General features: G+C 56.0%; 22 protein-coding genes. 6 read left to right on the top strand and 16 right to left on the bottom strand.

Annotated features, from left to right (window positions below):
- Nucleotides 1–2: 2 nt before the first annotated feature.
- On the bottom strand, nt 3–551 hold the full coding sequence (locus tag ACWJ62_RS02315; protein WP_449284747.1) for a PadR family transcriptional regulator: 549 nt from the start codon (nt 549–551) through the stop codon (nt 3–5).
- A gap of 85 nt (nt 552–636) precedes the next feature.
- Here ACWJ62_RS02315 and ACWJ62_RS02310 point away from each other — a divergent pair, with 85 nt between their 5' ends.
- Entirely contained in the window at nt 637–1,032 is a 396-nt protein-coding gene (locus ACWJ62_RS02310) for a DUF2306 domain-containing protein (protein WP_064228170.1), read from the top strand.
- Nucleotides 1,033–1,171: 139 nt separating this feature from the next.
- On the top strand, nt 1,172–3,373 hold the full coding sequence (locus ACWJ62_RS02305) for a LemA family protein (RefSeq protein WP_449284746.1): 2,202 nt from the start codon (nt 1,172–1,174) through the stop codon (nt 3,371–3,373).
- 1 nt (nt 3,374) lies between these two features.
- On the opposite strand, the gene ACWJ62_RS02300 is transcribed toward ACWJ62_RS02305, so the two are convergent.
- From ACWJ62_RS02300 to trxC, 10 genes are all read right to left on the bottom strand, one after another.
- A complete protein-coding gene (locus ACWJ62_RS02300; protein WP_064228168.1) occupies nt 3,375–4,073 on the bottom strand; it encodes a crotonase/enoyl-CoA hydratase family protein in 699 nt (232 codons plus the stop codon).
- Nucleotides 4,074–4,397: 324 nt separating this feature from the next.
- A complete protein-coding gene (locus tag ACWJ62_RS02295; RefSeq protein WP_449284745.1) occupies nt 4,398–5,018 on the bottom strand; it encodes an SCO family protein in 621 nt (206 codons plus the stop codon).
- Nucleotides 5,015–5,857, bottom strand: a complete 843-nt coding sequence (locus ACWJ62_RS02290) for a cytochrome c oxidase assembly protein (RefSeq protein WP_449284744.1) — start codon at nt 5,855–5,857, stop codon at nt 5,015–5,017. Before ACWJ62_RS02290 ends, ACWJ62_RS02295 begins: the two co-directional genes overlap by 4 nt.
- Nucleotides 5,858–5,879: 22 nt before the next feature.
- The gene (locus ACWJ62_RS02285) at nt 5,880–6,518 is read right to left on the bottom strand and encodes a DsbA family protein (RefSeq protein ID WP_449284743.1); all 639 of its coding nucleotides are present in this window, start codon (nt 6,516–6,518) and stop codon (nt 5,880–5,882) included.
- A 45-nt stretch (nt 6,519–6,563) separates the two neighbouring features.
- Entirely contained in the window at nt 6,564–7,523 is a 960-nt protein-coding gene (locus ACWJ62_RS02280) for an arsenic resistance protein (RefSeq protein WP_449284742.1), read from the bottom strand.
- Nucleotides 7,524–7,551: 28 nt separating this feature from the next.
- The gene (locus ACWJ62_RS02275; RefSeq protein WP_449284741.1) at nt 7,552–8,013 is read right to left on the bottom strand and encodes a hypothetical protein; all 462 of its coding nucleotides are present in this window, start codon (nt 8,011–8,013) and stop codon (nt 7,552–7,554) included.
- Between the two features lie 14 nt (nt 8,014–8,027).
- Nucleotides 8,028–8,942 carry a cation diffusion facilitator family transporter gene (locus tag ACWJ62_RS02270; RefSeq protein WP_449284740.1) on the bottom strand — a complete coding sequence of 305 codons (915 nt, stop codon included), beginning with the start codon at nt 8,940–8,942 and terminating at the stop codon, nt 8,028–8,030.
- Between the two features lie 108 nt (nt 8,943–9,050).
- On the bottom strand, nt 9,051–9,401 hold the full coding sequence (locus tag ACWJ62_RS02265) for a DUF3703 domain-containing protein (RefSeq protein ID WP_449284739.1): 351 nt from the start codon (nt 9,399–9,401) through the stop codon (nt 9,051–9,053).
- Nucleotides 9,402–9,987: 586 nt separating this feature from the next.
- Nucleotides 9,988–10,704: a substrate-binding periplasmic protein gene (locus ACWJ62_RS02260; RefSeq protein WP_449284738.1), complete on the bottom strand. Its 717-nt coding sequence runs from the start codon at nt 10,702–10,704 to the stop codon at nt 9,988–9,990.
- A 257-nt stretch (nt 10,705–10,961) separates the two neighbouring features.
- Nucleotides 10,962–11,402, bottom strand: a complete 441-nt coding sequence (trxC, locus tag ACWJ62_RS02255) for a thioredoxin TrxC (protein ID WP_449284737.1) — start codon at nt 11,400–11,402, stop codon at nt 10,962–10,964.
- 155 nt (nt 11,403–11,557) lie between these two features.
- Between trxC and ACWJ62_RS02250 the strand changes: the two genes are divergently transcribed.
- Nucleotides 11,558–12,361 (top strand): SDR family NAD(P)-dependent oxidoreductase, encoded by an 804-nt coding sequence (locus ACWJ62_RS02250; RefSeq protein WP_449284736.1) that lies wholly within the window; start codon nt 11,558–11,560, stop codon nt 12,359–12,361.
- Nucleotides 12,362–12,370: 9 nt separating this feature from the next.
- On the opposite strand, the gene ACWJ62_RS02245 is transcribed toward ACWJ62_RS02250, so the two are convergent.
- Together ACWJ62_RS02245 and ACWJ62_RS02240 are read right to left on the bottom strand one after the other, a co-directional pair.
- A complete protein-coding gene (locus ACWJ62_RS02245) occupies nt 12,371–12,754 on the bottom strand; it encodes a DUF2750 domain-containing protein (RefSeq protein ID WP_449284735.1) in 384 nt (127 codons plus the stop codon).
- A gap of 47 nt (nt 12,755–12,801) precedes the next feature.
- Entirely contained in the window at nt 12,802–13,407 is a 606-nt protein-coding gene (locus ACWJ62_RS02240) for a CPBP family intramembrane glutamic endopeptidase (protein WP_449284734.1), read from the bottom strand.
- Between the two features lie 396 nt (nt 13,408–13,803).
- Here ACWJ62_RS02240 and ACWJ62_RS02235 point away from each other — a divergent pair, with 396 nt between their 5' ends.
- The 3 genes from ACWJ62_RS02235 to ACWJ62_RS02225 are packed head-to-tail and all read left to right on the top strand — an operon-like array spanning nt 13,804 to nt 16,845.
- Entirely contained in the window at nt 13,804–14,634 is an 831-nt protein-coding gene (locus ACWJ62_RS02235) for a CPBP family glutamic-type intramembrane protease (protein ID WP_449284733.1), read from the top strand.
- Nucleotides 14,631–15,848, top strand: a complete 1,218-nt coding sequence (locus tag ACWJ62_RS02230) for a serine hydrolase domain-containing protein (protein ID WP_449284732.1) — start codon at nt 14,631–14,633, stop codon at nt 15,846–15,848. The genes ACWJ62_RS02235 and ACWJ62_RS02230 overlap by 4 nt, the downstream gene beginning before the upstream one ends.
- 40 nt (nt 15,849–15,888) lie before the next feature.
- On the top strand, nt 15,889–16,845 hold the full coding sequence (locus ACWJ62_RS02225; RefSeq protein ID WP_449284731.1) for a DUF2860 domain-containing protein: 957 nt from the start codon (nt 15,889–15,891) through the stop codon (nt 16,843–16,845).
- 27 nt (nt 16,846–16,872) lie between these two features.
- Here ACWJ62_RS02225 and ACWJ62_RS02220 read toward each other — a convergent pair whose 3' ends face one another.
- The 3 genes from ACWJ62_RS02220 to ACWJ62_RS02210 form a co-directional block, all read right to left on the bottom strand.
- Nucleotides 16,873–17,670 carry an SDR family oxidoreductase gene (locus tag ACWJ62_RS02220; protein ID WP_449284730.1) on the bottom strand — a complete coding sequence of 266 codons (798 nt, stop codon included), beginning with the start codon at nt 17,668–17,670 and terminating at the stop codon, nt 16,873–16,875.
- 19 nt (nt 17,671–17,689) lie between these two features.
- Entirely contained in the window at nt 17,690–18,739 is a 1,050-nt protein-coding gene (locus tag ACWJ62_RS02215) for a mechanosensitive ion channel family protein (protein WP_449284729.1), read from the bottom strand.
- 74 nt (nt 18,740–18,813) lie between these two features.
- Entirely contained in the window at nt 18,814–20,370 is a 1,557-nt protein-coding gene (locus ACWJ62_RS02210; RefSeq protein ID WP_449284728.1) for a BCCT family transporter, read from the bottom strand.
- Between the last annotated feature and the right edge of the window lie 46 nt (nt 20,371–20,416).

Raw genomic sequence — 20,416 nt, 5'->3', positions numbered from 1 at the left:
GATCAAGAACCTTCAGGCGAAGCCCCGCACAGGTCTCGCACTTCCCTGGCCCATTCGAGCCAGCTTTCCGTTGCCATGATTCCGCGCCGGAGAGCAAGATACTGCAATTTATAATGCCGCGGCAGCGTTTGCACATCCTGGAAATAGTCCTGCTCTATCTCGCGATATCGCTCCAGCTCTTCCTGCCAGTCGAGTTCATAGCGAGAAAGCTCCTCGAAAAGCCTGTCGTGCGACCAGAGATCTCCTGCAAACAGCTTGAGCAGCAGCGGGTCTCTGGTGGCCGGTCGTGGGGAAAAGCCATTCACCCATTCCCCCAGTTCAGCTCTTCCTGAATCAGCGAGATGGTAAACCTTGCGATCCGGCTTGCCAGACTGCTCAACCAGCTCAACCTTTACCAGGCCATCATCGAGCGCCTTTGCCAGCTCTCGGTAAATTTGCTGGTGGCTGGCATTCCAGACATTGCCCATCCGTTCTCTGAACCGTCGGGTCAACTCATACCCGGTTGCGGGTGATTCATAAAGACTCGCAAGTAATGCATACCGAAGCGCCATTCTCAATCCTCCAATATGCGCATTGTTGCATATAGCAACAAAGACGCGCTACCATGTGCAACAAGTTGCATATAGGAGCAATGCCATGAATCTTGAGCCTTTGACCAACACATCGACTGCCATTCAGCTTCACGTTATCGCAGCGGTTCTGGCATTTACGCTGGGCCTTCTACAATTTTTCCTCAGAAAGGGCACAGCGCACCACAAAATGGCCGGCTGGGTATGGATCGGGCTGATGGCCGCTGTTGCGTTGTCATCCTTCTTTATCCACACCATTCAGTTAGTGGGCCCATGGAGCCCTATCCACCTTCTCTCTGTTTACACGCTGATCATGCTTTGGTGGGGAGTGCGCCAGGGCCGGAAAGGAAATTCGAGGGGGCATGGCATCACCATGGCATCCCTCTTCGTTTTCGCCCTGATTGGCGCCGGGGTTTTTACCCTGCTACCAGGCCGGATGATGCATACGGTGGTTTTCGGCTGAAAACCTTCAGCGCTGCAGGCATCACCGATTTATGCCTGACTTGCACTCCATCTCAATTCGGGTGGAGCCGGGGGAATGACAAACCCCGATACTTTATACTCGTGCCTCTGAAAGCCAGCAGAACAAGGACTCTCCCGCCATGAGGCGCTTCAATATCGCCAGCATTCCTGGCCGGATCATCACCGCCATCCTCGCAATTGCCTGCCTGGCCGGCAGTTATTACACCATGACCACCGGTCTCAGCCAGCTCACTGAGGCACGGCAACTGGAACGGCTACCTGAAACGCCCGTCGGCGCTTTGACCACGGGCCCCTATGTGATCGCAGGCGAAGTCACGGATCAGTTGGGAACTCTCGAAACGCCCTATTCCAAAACCAAGGCCGTCTACTATCGCTACAAACTCGAGGAGGAATATCGTGACTCCGACGGTGATCTGCGTATCCGCACCCTGGATTCCGGCGCCCGCGGCGGCGACTTCCAGCTCAGGGACCAGACCGGCTCGGTCATTGTGGCTCCGGGCAGCGATCTGGAGGGGGTCGAATGGAATCTGGAGCGAACCTATCGCAATCAGTCCGGCCGCAGAATCTACTCGGAGTGGGCGCTCATTCCCGGACACACGGCCCGCGTAACCGGCCAGTACAGCAGCGAAATCGGTGCAGTTACCTTCTATGGCCTCGAGGACTTCAGCCTGCCGGCCATGGTTTCCCGGAACACGCTGGCCGTGGACAGTGGCGACCGCTTCTTCGACGCCGCCATCCGCATTTCCATCGCAACTGGCCTTCTGGCTCTCGGTATCGCGCTCTCGCTTCCTTTGATCAGAATTCACCGGTTCTGGGTCTATGTTCTGGTAATGACCATTGCGGTGTCCGGCACGCTCTCGGTGCTTGGCATCAACAAACTCCGGCAGGAATGGTCTGCCATCGCCGATTTGTATGAAGCCCGCTATCAACAGATTGACGAAGCCGACAACCGCTCGCTGGTGCTTGCCGACGTGTCTGCTTTGCAGCAACTGATCCGCCAAAGTACGAGCGGCTGGCTGGATCGCTGGATTTTCCGGAGCGTGGTTCAGAATCGCCTGCCCGTTCCCGAGCTTGATGAGCAGACCGCCAGCATTGCCCGTTCCATCGTGGCCAGCCAGCCCGAGGGCCGATACCAGCACGCCTGGACCAGCCGAGGGCTTGCAGCAGCCAGTATCATAGCCGCCCTGCTGCTTTTGTGGTTGTCGATCCGGACCGTCAAGTTCAAGCGCCTGATCGAAGCGGTACCTACCAGCAGCACCCGGGGACTCAGTTTTGGCGTCTCGGAGCTGAAGGCGATGGTGGATATCGATGAAGACCACCCTCCCCTTCGGGATCCACTGAAAAACGAGAAATGCGTGGCCTTCGACTACAAGGTGGAAGAAAAGCGGGGTTCCGGAAAAAACGAAAAATGGCGGGTTATTGAGCATCGGGAAGAACGAGCGCCTTTCTGGCTGGAAGACAGCGAGGGAAAGGTTCTCGTCCAGCCAGACGGTGCGAAGATCGAATACCCGCAGTACCATTCGGAGCGCCGGGGCGACAGGCGTTACACCGTCCGCTTCCTCGACACCTTCGTGAACGTCTACTGCCTGGGCTTTGCCGGCCTGGATCGCGATCAGCCGGACCGGCTCACGATCCAGAAGGATGATGCCTCACCCTTCCTGATCAGTGGTAACGAAGAAGAGGACATTGTGCTGGATCGGGGGGCACGGGGTTTCGCGGGCATTGCCCTCACACTCGGCCTGTTCCTGTTCTCCACTACCGCCCTGTTTGCAGCAGATGGGGGCTTCAGCCCGGACAACCTGATTCTGTCTGCCCTGACGGTACCGATCGTCCTGCTCGCGTACACCGGAATACTGCACTACAACGACATTGTCTTTCTGAAGAACCGCGTTGATCGGGCAGCGGCCAATATCGACACCATTCTCCAGCAACGCCATGAGCTGTGGCCCAACCTGGAGAAAATCGTAAAGGCGTCTCTGGCCCACGAAAAACAGCTGCTGAAAGCCATTGCCCAGCTACGCAGCGCGGACCCCGTCGAGATGAGTTCGAAGGGCCAGGCGGACAAGCTTATCCAGTTTGAAAAGAAGGTGACAACTGCGCTTCAGGCCCGGATCGAGGGATATCCGGACCTGAAGAACAATGAGGTTATTCAGAAGTTCATGTCGATCATGGCAGAGACGGAAAACTACCTTTCGCTCTTGCGAAACAGCTACACCGAGAGCGCCATGATCTACAACACTCGGATCCAGTCCTTCCCGGACGTTATCCTGGCAAAACTGTTCCGTTTCCGCGAAGCGCCGCCGTTCAGTTCGGAAACGTGAACTAGCCGTTCAGGCCAAGGTGCTCGGCATCCTGCTCGATACAACGATCCAGCAGCGCCAGATAGTCCGCTTTGGCCTTCACCTTGGTTTCGCGGTGGGCGCGCATGTTCAGGGTTTTGAAATGCTGCGCCAGCTCGGTGGCCCGCTCAACCAGTTTGTCCTGGGCAACCACCTCATCCAGGAAGCCCGCCTGCACGGCCCCTTCCGGGTTGTAGATCTCAGCGTTCACGACCGAACGGTAAAAGTGGGCCGGCGCCAGTCGATGGCGGGCAATTTCAATCCCGGCGTGGTGCATGGTCATGCCGATTGCCACTTCGTTCAGGCCAAGCTTGAAGGGCCCTTCAATACCAATGCGGTGATCCACTGACAGCAGAATGAATGCGCCCTTGGCAATGGCATGGCCGCTACAGGCACCAATGATTGGCAACGGGAATGCGGCCAGACGCCGGGTAAAGCTGGACCCCGTTTTTACCAGCGCTGCTGCTTCTTTCGGCCCCTTCTGCATTTCTTTCAGGTCATATCCGGCAGAGAACACGCCTGGCTGCCCGGTCAGGATCACAACGGCCTTGTCCTGCTCGGCCCGATCCAGCGCCGCGTTGAGCCCCTCGAACACTTCCTGGCTCAGGGCATTGGCCTTGCCATTGCTGATGGCAATCGTCGCAACACCGTCTTTCAAGTCATAACTTACCAGCTCAGTCACCTGTTCTACCTCTCTACCGGAATTAAAGTGAGCGTTTGTTTACTTCGATGAACCTGATTGTGGGTTAGGCGCGCTAGAGATTCAATATCCATCGGTCATGTCGCCAAAACCTGGCCGAAATTTGAGATAGTCAAGTATCCGGTAAGGTCGCAAAGCGAACATTCAGGCGCATAGACCAACACTTTTCCTTGGAGAAGTTGAGCCTCTTTGAAGGAATGCCCGCAGTATCGGGATAGAATCCCGTTGATCCCAGCTTGATCAAAGTGCTGCTTCCGTAATAGCTCGGCAGCTGGGAATTACCTTCCGATGGCGAACCTCACTAACTCAGGAATCCTCCTGAATAAGAGCAACAAGATCATGTCTGATCTCTTCAGCCTTCAGATCAGGTCGAATTAACAAGCGGGCGCTGCCGTCCCGATCAAACACATAGATCGCACTGCTGTGTGACACCGCATAATTTCCGTCGGGGCCAGGTTCGTCATAACCAAAGGTTGTCCGATAGCGTTTGGCCAATTCGCGAAGCTGAGGTTCGGTTCCGGTGAGCCCCACAATGTTGTCGCCGAAAAAATCTACGTATTTTGCCAAGCGCTCTGGTGTGTCACGTTGCGGATCGACACTCACAAACAGGGTTAGCACTTCATCCTCAAGCTCGGGGGCCAGGCTACTGGTTGCCTGATTGAGTTTTTGCAGGGCGGTTGGGCAAACATCGGGGCATGAGGTGAATCCGAAAAACAGCATACGAACGCGGCCACTGTAATCGCTTCCAGACACGGGCTCGCCCTGACTGTTAACAAGATCGAATTCCAACTCGGGCATCAGGCCGCTGATGTTTTTTCCGTGCCAGTCCTCATCGTTGCCAAAACAACCGGTAAGCAGCATTGTCATGACAAACATTGAAATCAATGAGAGCGCCTTGGTGCGATGTCGCCAGAAACGGATACTCATGACGCTTTTCCCTCAAGATTTTTGGAATGATTCGTGTATTTCCCGTCCTCGTGCATGGCACGACGGAGGATAAGTAGAATGCCGATAATGCTCATCATAGCCGGGGGAATGTAGGTCAGTAGACCGCCGAGGAATTGGTCAACCTCCGGGTCCAGAGGCCAAGCGCGGCCACAGACCTCGTAAACGTCGTAGACCATGTCACGCGAAAACACGATCCACGCCCCCAGGATCATCTGAAGTACACCGGCTACAGCCAGGATCAGCATGCGTTTGCCATATCCCAGCGATGAGGTGATCGCCGGCGGTCTTGGATCAAAGATCAACCACCAGAACAGCAGGCCATCCAGCAACATGCTCCAGTTCATAACCCAATACAGATCCCGGCTGAGCATGGCGTCGAAATGGATTGATGGCCACAGCCAGAAATAAATAAGTCCGACAAACAGGAACAGGGCGATAAAGGGCTGTTGCAGAACGTTATAGACCCAGCCCAGAGGCCTGAGTGTCTGCTTCCAGCCCGGGCTTATTTTTGCGAACCAGAACCGCATGACCGGCAAGGGATTGGACAGCGCAATTAGAATAGGCCCAATGTGATGAAGAATCAGATGCTGGCCCCGATGGACGAAGAACATGTATTGCGCGTAGTAATCGAAGCGGGTCTGCATCACCGCATAACAGATCAGTACCCCCAGGGTGAACGCAAAGATCCGCAGCGCTCCTGGCCGATCCTGATCGGGCATCCGAAGAAGCCCGATGCCATAGAACCCCATCACGAGCATGTAGCTCAGCACGGTCAGCGGCGAGAAATCATAGGGTAAAAGATAGTCAAGCAGTGACATAGCGTTGCCGGTTGTTTTGTTGTTATTTCAGTGACTCTACCTTGGATGTCACCAGGTCGTACAGTTCCTGAGGCCCCAGGCGGCTCAAGGTGTCTCCGTTAACGTAGAATGTTGGGGTTCCGGAAATTCCAACCGCCTTAACATCCGCAGCATCCTGTTGAATAATGCCGTCAATCTCGGGTGAGTTCATACCGGCCCGAGCGGATTCTACGTCAAGCCCGGCTGACGCCGCCGCATCCCATGCTGCGGTGACCTTTGGATCATCGTGCCATTTCGGCTGTGCTTCCATAACAGCGTCAAGCACCGGTTCATAGATTCCCTGTTCACGGGCGGTTTCCAGGATTCTGACAGCCTCTTCCGAGCCTTTATGAAACAGCACGTAGCGTAATACGAGGCGCACTTTGTCCGGGTAAGCCGCCATAATCTGTTTTACATAGGGGTACATAGCCCGACAGCCTTCGCAGGATGGGTCGAAGAACTCGACAATCGTTACCGGCGCATCCTCAGGGCCGATAATGGGAGAGTAATCCCTCACCAGCGGCGTTTCTTTAACAACGGCGGGTTCATCCGTGCCCTGAGAACGATCGTAATAAACAAAAGCGGCAGTGAAGACAGCCAGACAAAAAAGAACGAGAGTTATGACCAGGTTTCGGGTACGCACGTAATACTTTCCTATTCTAGATGAGTTTAAGGAGTGTCAGATTTTTCAGGTATTTGGTAGCAGCCTACTGGGCACCCACCTCAGATAAAACATCATTCCAAACAGTTCCACCAGGGACTGCACGACAATCACCACGACAGCCGCAGCCCAGGCCTCTGGCAGTGACAGTGCCAAGGGTAACACCACGAAGGAGTTGCGCGTGCCAAGGCTGAAGATGACGGTGCGCCCGGTTGCTACCGGTAATCGAAAGACCCGGCGCAGAGCTTTTCCGACCAGGGCCGCCGCTAGCAGGTAAGCCGGGAACAGAACCATCAAGGGCCAGATGAGAGGGCCGGTACTGTCGATCTGGCTGACCTGTGTCATCGAGATGATGAACAGTACGACGGTCAGCAGCGGGACCGGCATCAAGCCCATCGACTGAACCAACCCGGTCGCTTTTTCGGACTTTTCCGCCCATTTTTCAGTCAGAAATGCCAGGATGAGCGGGACAATAATCAGCCCCGTAAAGGCTGGCAGCAGGTGTCGCCCAAGCTCCAGATTTACGTTGAACTGATCGCCCAGGAAAAGCCAGAGATAGAGTGGCAGAAGCGCCAATTGAGCAATCAACAGAACCGGCGTTGCTGCGATGGCTCGGGTGCTGTCCCCCTTGCCAAGATGGGTGAAGGTGACAAACCAGTCGGTACAGGGCATCAGCAATACCAGGAGCACACCCAGCTTCAGTGCGTCATTATCCGGCAGTGCCAACACCAGCAAGGCAGTGATCACCGGCATAATCAGGAAATTGCCGGTGAGCAAGGCACTCATGAACCGACGATCCCGGAACACATCAGACAGGTGAGTCAACGGTGTTTGAGTAAAAGTGGCATAGAGCAGAACCCCGAGTAACGCCCAGATCAGGCCATCCGGCACCCTGTCGCCGAGGGAAGATGTCCAGCCCCCAACCAGGCCGAAAACAACAGCGATGAGGTAGGCCCAGACCTGATGGCGTTCGATCGTTTCTCGCATGGAGTTCCTGGCCTTGTTGATTCGAAAATCAGATGGATGATGAATGATGCGCTATCTCACGCAGTAACTTGCGCCACCGCCGCTGGCGATATCGGTACAAACCGTGAGCGTAGAGCCATACCACTATCGTGAAAATCCCTGCCTCTATGTTCACCTCATCACTGTACGTGCTGGTACGGTTTCCGTCTGGGACTACCTGAATGACGTGGTTCCAGACGGGGACCAGGCCTCCGCCTTCCTCGGTCGCCAGAATTCGCTGATCGTCGTCGATCCTTTCAAACCTCAGTGTGTGTTTCCATGCCGGAACGCAGCCAAAAAACATCAGGCGTGTGACTTCTATGCTTCCCTCTCGCCATTGTTGAGGAAAGCGCTCTGAACCCCCAAAACCCAGAAGGCCCTTGCAAACAAACAGCAGCGTACCGCTTTGTTTGACCAGCGCCCAGACCTGATCAGCGGGCGCTGGAAAAGTCGTTGTCAGTGTCAGCTTCACGCTCACATTCCTTATCAGTGAGCGTGCGTTCCGCAGTGTGCAGCGGTCGGGCATTGTTCGTCACCGCGCTCCCACTGGATGGTCGTGTGCTGGATGCCAAAATGCTGATTCAGCATTTCAGCAGCCTCACTGATAACCCGGTCGTCACTCTCTGGGTCGGGTTTCACCAGATGAACGGTCAGCGCGTTTTCGGTGGTACTCAGAGCCCATATATGGAGGTGATGGGCCGATGTTACTCCCGGCAAACTTTCAAGACGTTCATGGACAGCCGAAGGATCAATTCCCTTGGGGACAGCATCCACCGCCAGGTTTACGGAGTCCTTCAGCAACTGCCAGGTGCCCACAAAGATCACCACGGCAATAACGAGACTCACGATCGGATCGATCCAGGTTATATTGGTGAACATCAGTATCGTGCCGGAGATCACGACGCCGACCGACACTGCGGTATCTGCGGCCATATGCAAGAAAGCGCCCCGGATATTGATGTCCCCTTTCTGCCCTTTGAGAAAGAGCATCATGGTTGCGCCATTGATCAACACGCCAATCCCCGCCACGATCACCACGGTCAACCCGGCGACGTCGGCAGGATCTGTCAGGCGCTGAATGGCTTCCCAGGTAATGCCACCAACAGCGGCGATCAGAATCAGAGCATTAAACAGGGCCGCCAGAATGGTGGTTTTCTTCAGGCCATAGGTCTTGGCGTAGGTTGCCGCTTTGCTGGCCAGCCAGCTGGCTGCCCAGGCCATGATTAACCCCATGACATCGCTGAGGTTGTGGCCGGCATCCGCAAGCAGTGCCAGCGAGCCGGATATAACCCCGTACACCGCTTCAATGACGACAAACAGGATGTTGAGAAACACAGCAATCGCAAAAGAGCGGTTATGGGTGTCGAAATGATGACTATGGTCGTGACCGTGATCGTGCATTTTTTGCCTCTATCAATGATCAACAACGATATTGGTCTAGTTATGAAGCCTGTAGCAACTACAGGGTCAAGGGTTTGCCACTTATTTTTCGGTACGCTTTGAGTAATCCTACTGATCGCGCGCTTTTCCCAGCACCTCTGTCAGATCCTCGGGCACCGGCATGGGTGCAAACGCGCTGACGTTCGCGCGACCGGTGTTTCCGACCGGAACCCAGATTCGGGAAAAGACCAGGGCGGCAATGGTTCGGGTCAACTGCCCCAGCACCTCACGAACGTCTCCTGTCCGCCAACCCAGTCTGAGCATCCGCAGGTGGGTTGCAGCGTGCGCCAGAGCAAATTTCTGGCTGAGGATATGGGCACGTTCCAGATGAGTGAAGGCTGTCTGGAAATCGCCCGCCCCTTCCGCCCTTCGTGCCGATTCAAGCTCCGCAAGATAGGATTGCTTCAGTTCACTGTGCACTGATGTTTACTCCCCGTAGATTGACAACGGCAAGCCGATAATCGACCGCCTGCCCCCGAAAGGATCAGCCTTTCAGTGCCTCGCGGATCCGGTCCTCGAAGGATGATCTAATTTAAAACCCTTTAGCTACTCCAGGGTCAACAGTTAAACATCGGCGTAATACGAGACTCATGATTTAGCCGATATCAAGCGGGACAATGGCAAGCCCCGGATATACGAGACGCCCAGAGTTGGAAATATCTGGGTCAAAATCACAACTAAATCCAACGGAGAAATAAGGGGCACGAACGTTCGCTTTTGTATAGGAGTCGCGTGGGATGCGGGCCGGTCACAAAACGAACTTTTAGATCCGAGTCGCCAAGGCCCCGTTTGAAGCTGAGAAATGTCATGCGTATCGGGGGAAGTCCAGCTTTGGACTTACCCCGGTGCAAAAGGTCCGCTTTGTGGTCATTCAATCGTTTCTGAATGTCCGCTTTTGCTTAAGTAGTGCCCTGGATGCGGCTCGATCGCAAAGCGGACATTCTGGTACGACGCCCGGAAAACCTCTTGCATGCCTGGCGGATGGACAAACCGACCGTCAATCACTTCAACGATCCGGCCGCGGCAATTTGGGTAGTATGGCCTCCACGTCAATCGTGTAGGTAGAGAAAAAAGCTTCCGCCGCTTCAATTAAAGCAGTCTCGTTTTCAAGTATCCCAAGATAGACCGGCCACTCGGCGTCTATCAGTTCCGTGCTGTAAAGCTCCGGATCGACGCTCCCCAGCTGTGCAAGAAACCGGAACTCCGTTTCGTTCATGACGATATAATCGCACCGTTTGTGCAGAAACATTTGCAGCATCTGCTGGGCATTGTAGCCGTCATGGCGCACCAGATGGCTCCCGATCCGCGCCTCAAGTCGATCACTGTAGACAAACCATCTGCGAAGACAGATACCTCCCTCGAGGTCATCGAAGGAGTCCGGTTGTCGGCCAGGTTGCGCGAATACACGGTCACGCCAGGTCAACAGCGGCCCTACGGCGTGCATTCGTTCCGGCAAAGGCATCCAAAGCGGGTTGGCGAACACGGCGTTGGCTAGCCCTCGTTCCAGAGCCCATGCCTGGCGTTTGCGCGCCATCGGGAGGAAATCGGCTGCGATACCGGTCTCCATGGTGAAGTCATTGATCACCTCCACCAGAATGCCCTCGTTGAGGTCGTTGCCGTAATAAAACGGCAGAAAGCCCTCGTCCGAACCCATAATCTGAAGCGTTTGGGAAGAAGCTGGGAGGAGCCAGAATGCCATGATGATAAACAGGACTACTCTCATTCGGTCCTCGTTGAAGTGATCAATCGGGTAAGGCCGTCGCTTGCCCGACTATGCCTTGCTAGTTACAGACAGTTTGGCTCGAATTCTGGCCACACGCCATGAGAAAGTCGATGTCGCTGCAACGTCAGCTTTACCCACAAAAACTGTGGATAACTTTGTGGGAACAGCTCGGATAGGTGCCTTCAGCCCTGCAATGGCAAGGCCTCAGCAATTGTGGCGTTTTAATGACCGGCCAGCGAATAAATGGCCTTATCAGGCTAGCGAATACCCTTCGACTGCAGCCACTGAGTGATCTGCGCCTGATTCATGGCGCCGCTCTGGCGGGCCACTTCCCGGCCACTCTGGAACAGGATCATTGTGGGGATGCTGCGAATGCCAAACTGGCTGGCCGGACCCTGGGCCTGCTCGGTGTTCAGCTTGGCAAAGCGGACCTTGCCCCGCCAGTCTTTCGCGGCCTGCTCAAACTGAGGCGCCATCATCTTGCAGGGGCCACACCAGCTTGCCCAGAAGTCCACCAGCACCGGCAGATCACTGCGTCCGGTATGGGCAGCAAAGCTTTGATCCGTAAGTTCCAGAACCTGATCCGGCCACAACGGCTGCTTGCAGGCACCGCAATTACCGCCGGATGACAGTTTATCCGCAGGCACGCGATTTACCTTGTGACAGTGGGGACAGACCAGGTGTCGGATGTCAGTCATGATTGATTAGCCTCAGGTTGTGTACTGCTAGCAAAGATCGGGGCAGAGAAAGAGAAATCAAGCGACGCGCCCTCAGTCCGTTGTCGCCAGCGCGGGCGTTTATGCACATAATGGATAGCAAACATTGGCTGGCAACAGGAATGCTGGGGGTCAGGATGAAAAGACTTGATGGCAAGACCGCGCTGATCACCGGCGCGGCCCGCGGTATTGGTGAGGCAATCGCTATTCAGTTCGCCGAGCAGGGAGCAACGGTCATCGTATCGGATATCGATGACCAACGGGGCCAGGCACTGGTTGATGGTTCGGAACTGGACATGCACTATCTTCACCTCGACGTCAGCGATGAGGCCCAATGGATAAGCTGCGCCCGTTCCATTGAAGATCAGTTCGGGGGGCTGGACATTCTGGTGAACAACGCCGGAATCACCGGTTTCCTGGAGAGTGCCGGACCCCACGATCCGGAAAACCTTGACCTGTCTTCCTGGCACAAAGTCCACGCTACAAACCTGAACGGTGTTGCTCTCGGCTGCAAGTATGCGATCAAGTTGATGAAGGGCTCCAAGTCCGCCAGCATCGTGAACATCTCCTCGAGGTCCGGCATTGTGGGCATTCCCGGGGCGGCGGCTTACGCATCCAGCAAGGCCGGCGTTCGGAATCACACCAAGTCAGTCGCGTTGTACTGTGCCGAGAAAGGCTATCCGATCCGGTGTAACTCCATACATCCCGGCGCCATCATGAGCCCCATGTGGGAAGCGATGCTTGGAGAGGGAGAGGCAAGAGAAGCCGCGATCGCCGAGGTAGAGGCTGGCGTTCCAGTCGGAAGGATGGGAAAACCCGAGGATGTTGCCTATGCGGCCCTGTACCTCGCCTCAGACGAATCAAACTACGTAACTGGCATTGAGCTGAACATCGACGGAGGAATACTGGCCGGAAGCGCCTCAGCTCCGGCCAGACGATAAAAGCCGTCTTCAGAAATCGGACATCACATCCTGAAGATCCTGCTTGAGCTCTGCCGGTTCGGTGATCCATACCGTTTTATCGAGGCCGGGAAACACACCCACATCAAGTCCATCCCTGGTTAAGCCTGGAACCCATTTCCGAAAGAAGTCTGGCAGTGAAATACTGCGGGGAGTCAGCTCCTCGCCGCCGTTGGCGTACTCGGCGGCAAACGCCGAAGCCGGCCACACGGGCAGGTATTCCACATCGCCGTCTTCCGAGGCGATCTTGAGGAATTGGCTCTCACCATTAACCAGAATCCAGATTTCCCGTTCCTCGGCCACCTGGCTCAGGAAGTAGTCGTACCGCTCTTCACCATCCATTTCCATTACTTGATTGAGGTCTTCACCGCTCATGTCAGGTACGCCACTCCAGTCGTTTGCTTTTGGGTATTTGCCGGAGACTAACACGTATTTGGCAGAGACTGGCGGCCGCTTTTCCAAAACAGTACCAGCAGCGCTGCAAGGGCCAAGTTGCCGAAGAGTATGAAGGGGTACATTTCAGGGGAGATTCGCAACCATTCACCGGTGAAGTTCATCATGGCGTGGAAAATCAGGGCCGCCAGAATGCTTCTACCGGTGCGGTTATAAACGAGCACAATCAATAACGTATGGCAGATGATCATCGGCATCCACCAGTAAAGCTCGGGGTGAAACGTGGTGTTGGCGTAATACCCGGGAAACCAGACGAAGGGTGCGTGCCAGAACGCCCAGACTGCGCCATTCACCAGGCCAGCCACAACCGGGCTGAAACGTTGTTGAAGGGCGTCCAGATAAAAACCGCGTAACCCCACCTCTTCCACTGCCGGAAACACGAAGGACAACAGGAACAAAAACAGCAATGGCCACGGATTCAGAAACAACTGCCAGTTCGTATCAAGCGGCTCGCCAGTAACGCCCAGAAGCACCGCCAGACCGGCCATGGCAAGATCGTACGCCAGCCAGAAGAACAGGATAATCAGCCACCAGCGACCGGGAATCCGACGCCAGTCGGTCAGGCGCCGCCACAAGTCCCTTAATTGCCTTTTGCCACCGTTTGCCGCCGCCAGACCAAGACCTGCAACAACAGGACTGGCCCCGCCGAGCAAAAACCAGATCAGATTAGGAAATGCCCATACCGAGGAATCCGATAGCAGCACCGGTATCCAGAAAAGGTAAGCCCACCCCAGGTATACCAGGGGAAATGCTATTAACGGTTGCCTGATCAATGGCCCTATTCTCCGTGAATTGTCGTTTCGGGCAGTATTCCCTCAATCCGCCAGCCTTTGTTGATATATATCAAACAGGCATGAAATTCGTGATGAGCGGAGGGCTTCCCACTATCCTCGCCTCTACTCTTCTGGATATCATCATTATGCAGCGGAAACGGCGCACTCCACAGCCGCCCTCAATACGGACACCCGACAATGCCCTCTGCAGATCAGATCACGCAACCTGAGGCCGTTCCGTTTCGGTCGATAACCCTGTTTCTGTTGCTGACCTTCGGCATCGCCTGGGGAATCCTGGCTGCCTTCATCTTTTTTCCTGAAACCATGGTTGGACTGTTCGGCGAAATCACCGGCGAACACCCGCTTTTCTATCTCGCGGTCTGGGCCCCGGCCATCTCGGCCTTCATTGTGATTGTTCGGTGGTCCGGGCTGGAAGGATTGCGACGGCATTTGGGGCGCGCCCTGCTGTGGCGCTGCTCATGGCCCTGGTATGCGTTCCTGCTTCTTGGCGTGCCCTTGGTGTTCTTCGTGGGGTCGTTCTTAAAGGGCAACCTTTCAGAGACTGCCTTCCCATTCCCATCTGCGTCCTCGTTTCTGGTTGCACTTTTTTTTATTGCTATCAAAGGCCCCATTGAGGAGTTCGGCTGGCGAGGCCTGGCACTCCCCCTCCTGCAACGCAAGATGACGCCAATATGGGCCGCACTTGTCATTGGCGTGATCTGGGGGCTTTGGCACACGCCAGCTTTTCTGCTGAGTGGTACCGAGCAGAGCGCCTGGTCATTCCTGCCATTCTTTACGGGCACCATTGCACTGAGTGTGATTGTCACCCCTCTGTTCAATGCCTCCCGGGGCAGCATCTTCCTCCCCGCACTCTTTCACTTCATGCTCATCAATCCAGTCTGGCCCGACGCCCAACCCTATGACACCTATATTTTCGCGTTGATTGCCATTGTCATCGTCTGGTTACATCGGGACAGTATGTTCACGCGCACCAATAGCGTTACCGAGGTCGTCCCGGACAAACAGTGAACGCATTGATGACTTTGCGAAAAGGGCCGGGTTCCGGCCTCAAAACTTTAATTCTGGTGAGCCTGCTCTGGTTGACCGCCTGCCTGGCCAGTCCTCAGCGGGCAGCCAATACGCCCCTGGAGGCCGCATTCTCAGATGCACTGGAGCGGTTTCAGAGCGAGTACGATTTCCCCGGCATAACCGCCAGTTACGTGCTTCCTGATGGTTCTTCGCACTCAGCAGCAGCCGGTTGGGCCGATGCAGAACTTCGCGAGCCAATGACGCCGGAGTCGAGAATGCTGGCCGCGAGTATCGGCAAGACATTCGTTGCCGCCACCATGGTGTCGGTCGCCCAGGAACGCGACATGGATCTGGACGCCACCGTATCGACATGGCTGGGCCGGAACAGCTGGTTCCGGCGGCTGCCAAACCATCAGAGCCTGACTGTTCGCCAGCTGCTTAATCACACATCGGGCTTACCGAACCATGTGTACCTGCCAGCCTTTGCAGAAGCAGTCTCACAATGCTGGCCGGAACCCGGAAACTCATTCACACCCGAAACACTGGTCGGTTTCGTTCTGGACGCAGAAGCACTGTTTCCAGCGGGCGAGCAATGGGCTTACACAGACACCGGGTATATTCTTATCGGACTGGCCATTGAAGCGATCACGGGGCGAACTTACTACCAAGAGGTTGACGACCGTTTTCTCGAACCACTGGAGCTGACGGCAACAGCAGCATCGAACAAACGCTGGCTTCCGGGCCTGGCGGCTGGGTATGTTACTGCCGACAATCCCTTTGTCTTCCCGGCAAAAACAACAGATAAGAACGGCGTTATGGTATGGAATCCAGCGCTGGAGTGGACCGGCGGCGGACTGATCAGCACTTCCCCTGACCTGGCACAATGGGGAGCTGCCCTGTTTGGCGGACAAGGAGTGTCAGAGGAGATCCTGAACACAATGCTTCAGCCTGTTCCGATTGGCGAAGACATGCCCGGGACCTATTATGGCCTCGGCGTCGCCATTTCCCGATCGGGTCCGCTTTCACCGGTTTTCGGCCATGGTGGCTGGATCCCTGGCTACAGCTCAAGTCTCCGTCATTATGCCCGGAGTGGGATTACCATTGCCTTCCAGATCAACAGTGATCGTATCTCTCACCAACACCTGTCTGACATCGAACTATGCCTTGCCGCTGTAGTCATATCAGGTGGCAAAGAAACCAACTGTGTACCCTGAGCACATCGCCCCCGACTAGTCGCTAACACGGAGCTGAAAAATGAAAAAACACCTCGCCCTCCCGATCCTGTGCATCGCGATGCCTGTCTTCGCGCAACCGGCGCCTCCTCAAAAGGGGTTCAGTGGTGAAGTCTCGCTAAATGCCGGGATCATCTCTTCAACGTCCAACTTTAACGTCGATGGCGACCGAACCATCAGCTCTCTTGAGAACAAGGCAGACAGCGAGTCAGAGGGCCTGATCGCTCCACTTGGCAACGTTGCCTACACCTTTGGCGATGGACTGAAACAGCAGATTTACTTCGGTACCACACGGGAAGATATTGCGGTCGGAACCCTGGCTGTGCAACTGGGGTATAAACACAAGCTCAGTTCCGGCACGGTAGTGGATGTTTCCTTTTTGCCCACGGTGATTTCGGGAGAAACCTGGCAAAATCCTTATCAACTCAACACGCCCAGGAAAGAAACAGACGTCTCGGGCAATGCCTACCGCCTACAACTTAACAGCATTTCCGGCTCCGCCTTCAGCCTCGATCTTGCCTTTGCGACGGCGGATGTTGAGGACGACCTGACCGCAGGGTCAGACCTGGCTCGCGATGCCGACATTTACTACGCCAAGGGCAGTTACCGTTTCACCCTCTCTCCGACCAGCTTTGTATCTCCCTCTGCCCTTTACATCCAACATGATGCCGATGGCAGTGCCAGCACCTTCGATGCCTATGGCGCCGAAGTAAGCTGGTTCAACATTCTGGGCAGGCACAGCCTGGTTTTGACTGCAGGCTTCACCAGACGGGACTACGACAGTGCCAGCACGTTGTTCAATAAGAAGCGCTCGGATGATGAGCTCAACTTGTTCGCGGCCTACGAGTACCCGGAATTTATGGGTTGGAAGGATTGGTCGTTTATTTCGTTTGCAGGCTACGGCGACACCCAGTCCAACCTGACCTTCTACGATGAATCTTCGTACCTGTTTGCAGTGGGGCTGAACTACAAGTTCTGATCAGCCCCGGTTTTGATCGGCTGCCCCCTAGGATCGAGCCCTCGCCATGCGAAACAGGGCCTCTGGCGAGATTCGCTTGATCCAGAGGGCAGCCATTTCCTTGCCCTTACCCACCGGGATTTCGCGTTTCTTTGCCGTTAACCCCTTGAACACCACCTCCGCGCACTCGGTCACGTCCATGCCGCCTGCAATATCCTCATCTTCCTTGCCGTAGGCTGATCCGTCACCGGCAAGGGCATTGCGGGAAATATCCGTGCGAATGAAGCCGGGGGTGATTGTCGACACGCTCACTCCCTGGCCTTCCACCTCGGCGCGTAACGCATCGAAGAATCCCATAACGGCATGCTTCGCGGCACAATAGCCGGTACGCATGGGGGCGCCGACCTTGCCGGCAACGCTGGAGGTCACGGCAAGGTGGCCGGAGCCACGCTCGAGCATATGGGGAAGCACCGCTTTGGTCAGCGCAATCTGGCCCATGACATCCACATCCATGAGCTTTTGGTAAACGGACATGTCGGTGTCCTTGCACAGGGACCGCTGCGAAACGCCGGCGTTGTTCACCAGCAGATCGATGGTACCGAACTGAGCCAGGACCATCTCAACCTTGCCTGGAAGTGAATCCCAGTCGGTAATGTCCAGCGGGAGTACCAGTACTTGCCCAGTTGCTGTCCCGGCGACAGCCCGGCAACGTTCGGCAACACGCTCCAACTCATCTTCCCGGCGAGCGGAAAGCACCAGACGGTCACCATTCTTCGCAAACTGCAAAGCAAGTGCTTCACCGATGCCAGAGGAAGCACCGGTTATCCAGACGGTTTTGGCAGACATGCAGGGTCCTCGAGAAATCTCAGTTTTCCACCATCCGGGCCCGAAGCCTAGGTAGCTGAGCCGGGTAGTGTTCCTGAATGAAGGTTACCATGCCCTCCCGGACCGCACATCTCAGGTCCCAGTTCTTGCTGGAGTTGGCGGCGCTCATCAAAAAACGCACCTGGATGGCCTGATCACTGGAATCGGTCACCTGCACCGAGGAAAATTCGCCATCCCAGAGCCCCGATTCATTGAGCAGACGAGTGAATTCCTGCCGGAGCGGTTCGACCGGCATGGTGTAGTCGACCCAGATAAAGACAGTTCCCAGCAGCTCTGCGGTATTCCTGGACCAGTTCTGGAACGGGTTCTCGATAAACCATTGCAGCGGAACAACAAGGCGGCGGAGATCCCACACGCGCAGGACCACATAAGTGGCAGTCACTTCCTCGACCCAACACCACTCACCCTGCACGTAAAGCACGTCGTCTATACGGAAAGGCTGAGTCAGAGCGATCTGCATGCCAGCCAGCAGGTTGCTGAGCACAGGACGGGCCGCGAAACCGAGAATCAGGCCGCCGACACCCGCGGAGGCGAGAAGGCTGGCGCCCATGTGCTGAACCGATTCAAAGGTCATCAGGGCAGCGCCGAGACCGATGATCACGATGAGAATGTTAAGTGCGCGGACCAGGAATCGGGTCTGGGTTTCGACCTTGCGGGCTCGCTTCCACTGCCCTTCCAGCACCGGATTGAGCGCAACAATGACTTCGCCAATAGCCGAGGTCAGTCTGACTGCCGCCCAGGTGATGGCAAGGATGAGCATCAGGGTGGCGACCTGCTGAATGGCTGAGATCAAGGGCAGATCCGCTGGCGCGGCGGCCAGGGAACCGACCAGGGTAAGCAGGCAGAAAACGACACCCAAAGCCCGGGCAGCGGCATCCAGGAACAGCCGGATGACCGTTCTGGACTCTGAGAAATGCCGGAACACAGCGAGGGCCAGACGGTAAACGATGTAAGTAACCGCAACCGCAAGAATCGCCGAAGACCCCGGCCACAACCAAGCCGTGAAACCGGCTTCAAACGATTCCAGCATCAGCCCTCCAGGAGCTTTCGATCAGAAGAGTTCGCGGGGAAGAACGTCCCTGTCCCGCTGTGTTCCATAAAAGCCTAGACCAGCCCTTGCTCACGCGCCATTGCCATAGCGGCTTTGGGCCCGGTCCAGAGCGAAGGAAGGATAATCAGTGAAACCGGAATAGCCGTCAGCACAATAAACTGCTGTAACACACCGATCTGGCCCGCTCCCATGTATAGAAGGATCGCCGCCATCAATGCCATAGCACCCCCCCAGAAGACACGGATCCACGGGTTCGGTTCGTCATGGCCTGCCCCGACCATGGCAATGGAATAGCTCATGGAGTCGCCGGTGGTGGCCACGAAAATGGTTGTCAGCAGCAGAATCGCAGCCGCCATCCAGGTGCCGCCAGGCAGGGCCTGAGCCACGGTGAGGGTGGCCACATCAAAGCGGAAGTTGTTCAGTGCTTCGGTCAGGTCGAAGGTGCCGGCAAGCTGGTGGTAAATGCCGGAGCCACCCAGCAGGGTGAACCAGATGGTGGTCGCAATGGGCGCCAAAACGGCCACCGCCAGCACCATTTCCCGAACCGTGCGGCCCCGGGAAATTCTGGCGACGAAGACCGCCATCAAAGGCGTGTAGCCAATGAACCAGGCAAAGAAGAATACCGTCCACCATTTCATCCACCAGGCCGGCGCCGTTTCGGCGGTCATGGTAGCCATGGCAAAGAACGAGGTGACGTATTCACCCATCGACTGGGTGTAGGTGTTGGCCAGGAATAGCGTGGGGCCGAACACAAAGATGACCCCGGCAATGATCAGCGCCAAAATCACATTGAAACGGCTTAGCAGCTGAATGCCCTTGTGCAGGCCGGTCATGGCGGAGGTCATGTAGACGCCGGCCAGTACCACCAATACCGTCAACTGGGTGCCATATCCGTCCGATACGCCAAACAGCTCATGCAGCCCAAAGCTCATCTGGGTGGCCAGAAAACCGATGGGGCCAACCGTCCCCGCTACCACGGCAATCACACAGAAGGCATCGATAACACCGCCAAGGCGCCCCTGAATGACTTTCTCACCAAACACCGGGTATAACAGGGTTCTCGGCTGCAGGGGTTTGCCCTGGCCGTAGTGAGCCCGGGTCAGCACCAGAGCCGTGAGGGAGCCGAGCACTGCCCAGGCCAGGAACCCCCAGTGAGTGAACGACTGGGCCATGGCGGGCGCGACCGCTGCAGCGGATCCCGCTTCGGTATCAAACGCCGGCGGTGTAACAACGAAGTGGTAAACCGGTTCCCCGGCAGCAAAAAACACTCCGCCCCCGGCCAGCAGGGTGCACATAATCATCGACAACCAGCGAAACCGACCAATCTCCGGCCGATCCAGTCCGCCGATTCTGGCAGCGCCGGCCCGGCTCAGGGCTGTTCCCATAGCGATGAAAAACGTGAGTAGCAGCAGCACCTGGAAAAAAGAGCCCAGATAGGTTGCAGTCCACGCAAACCCGGCTCCGATCAGGTCGGCCACGTATCCGCTGTCGACGATCGAGGCACCCACGAAAAGAAGTATGAAGCCGATCGTGAGCACGAGAACAACGGGATCACTGTCTGTAAGCGGCCCGCTTCGGGCTCGCGGGAGAGATTGGGATTGAGCGGTCATAAGGTCTGCCTCCGGAAGAAAAAGCCGCGCAGGCTACAGGAAGTGA

The organism is Marinobacter sp. PE14 (genome assembly GCF_053566155.1).
The sequence above is the reverse complement of the archived record's forward strand: the minus strand, read 5'-3'. Positions and strand labels throughout refer to the sequence as shown.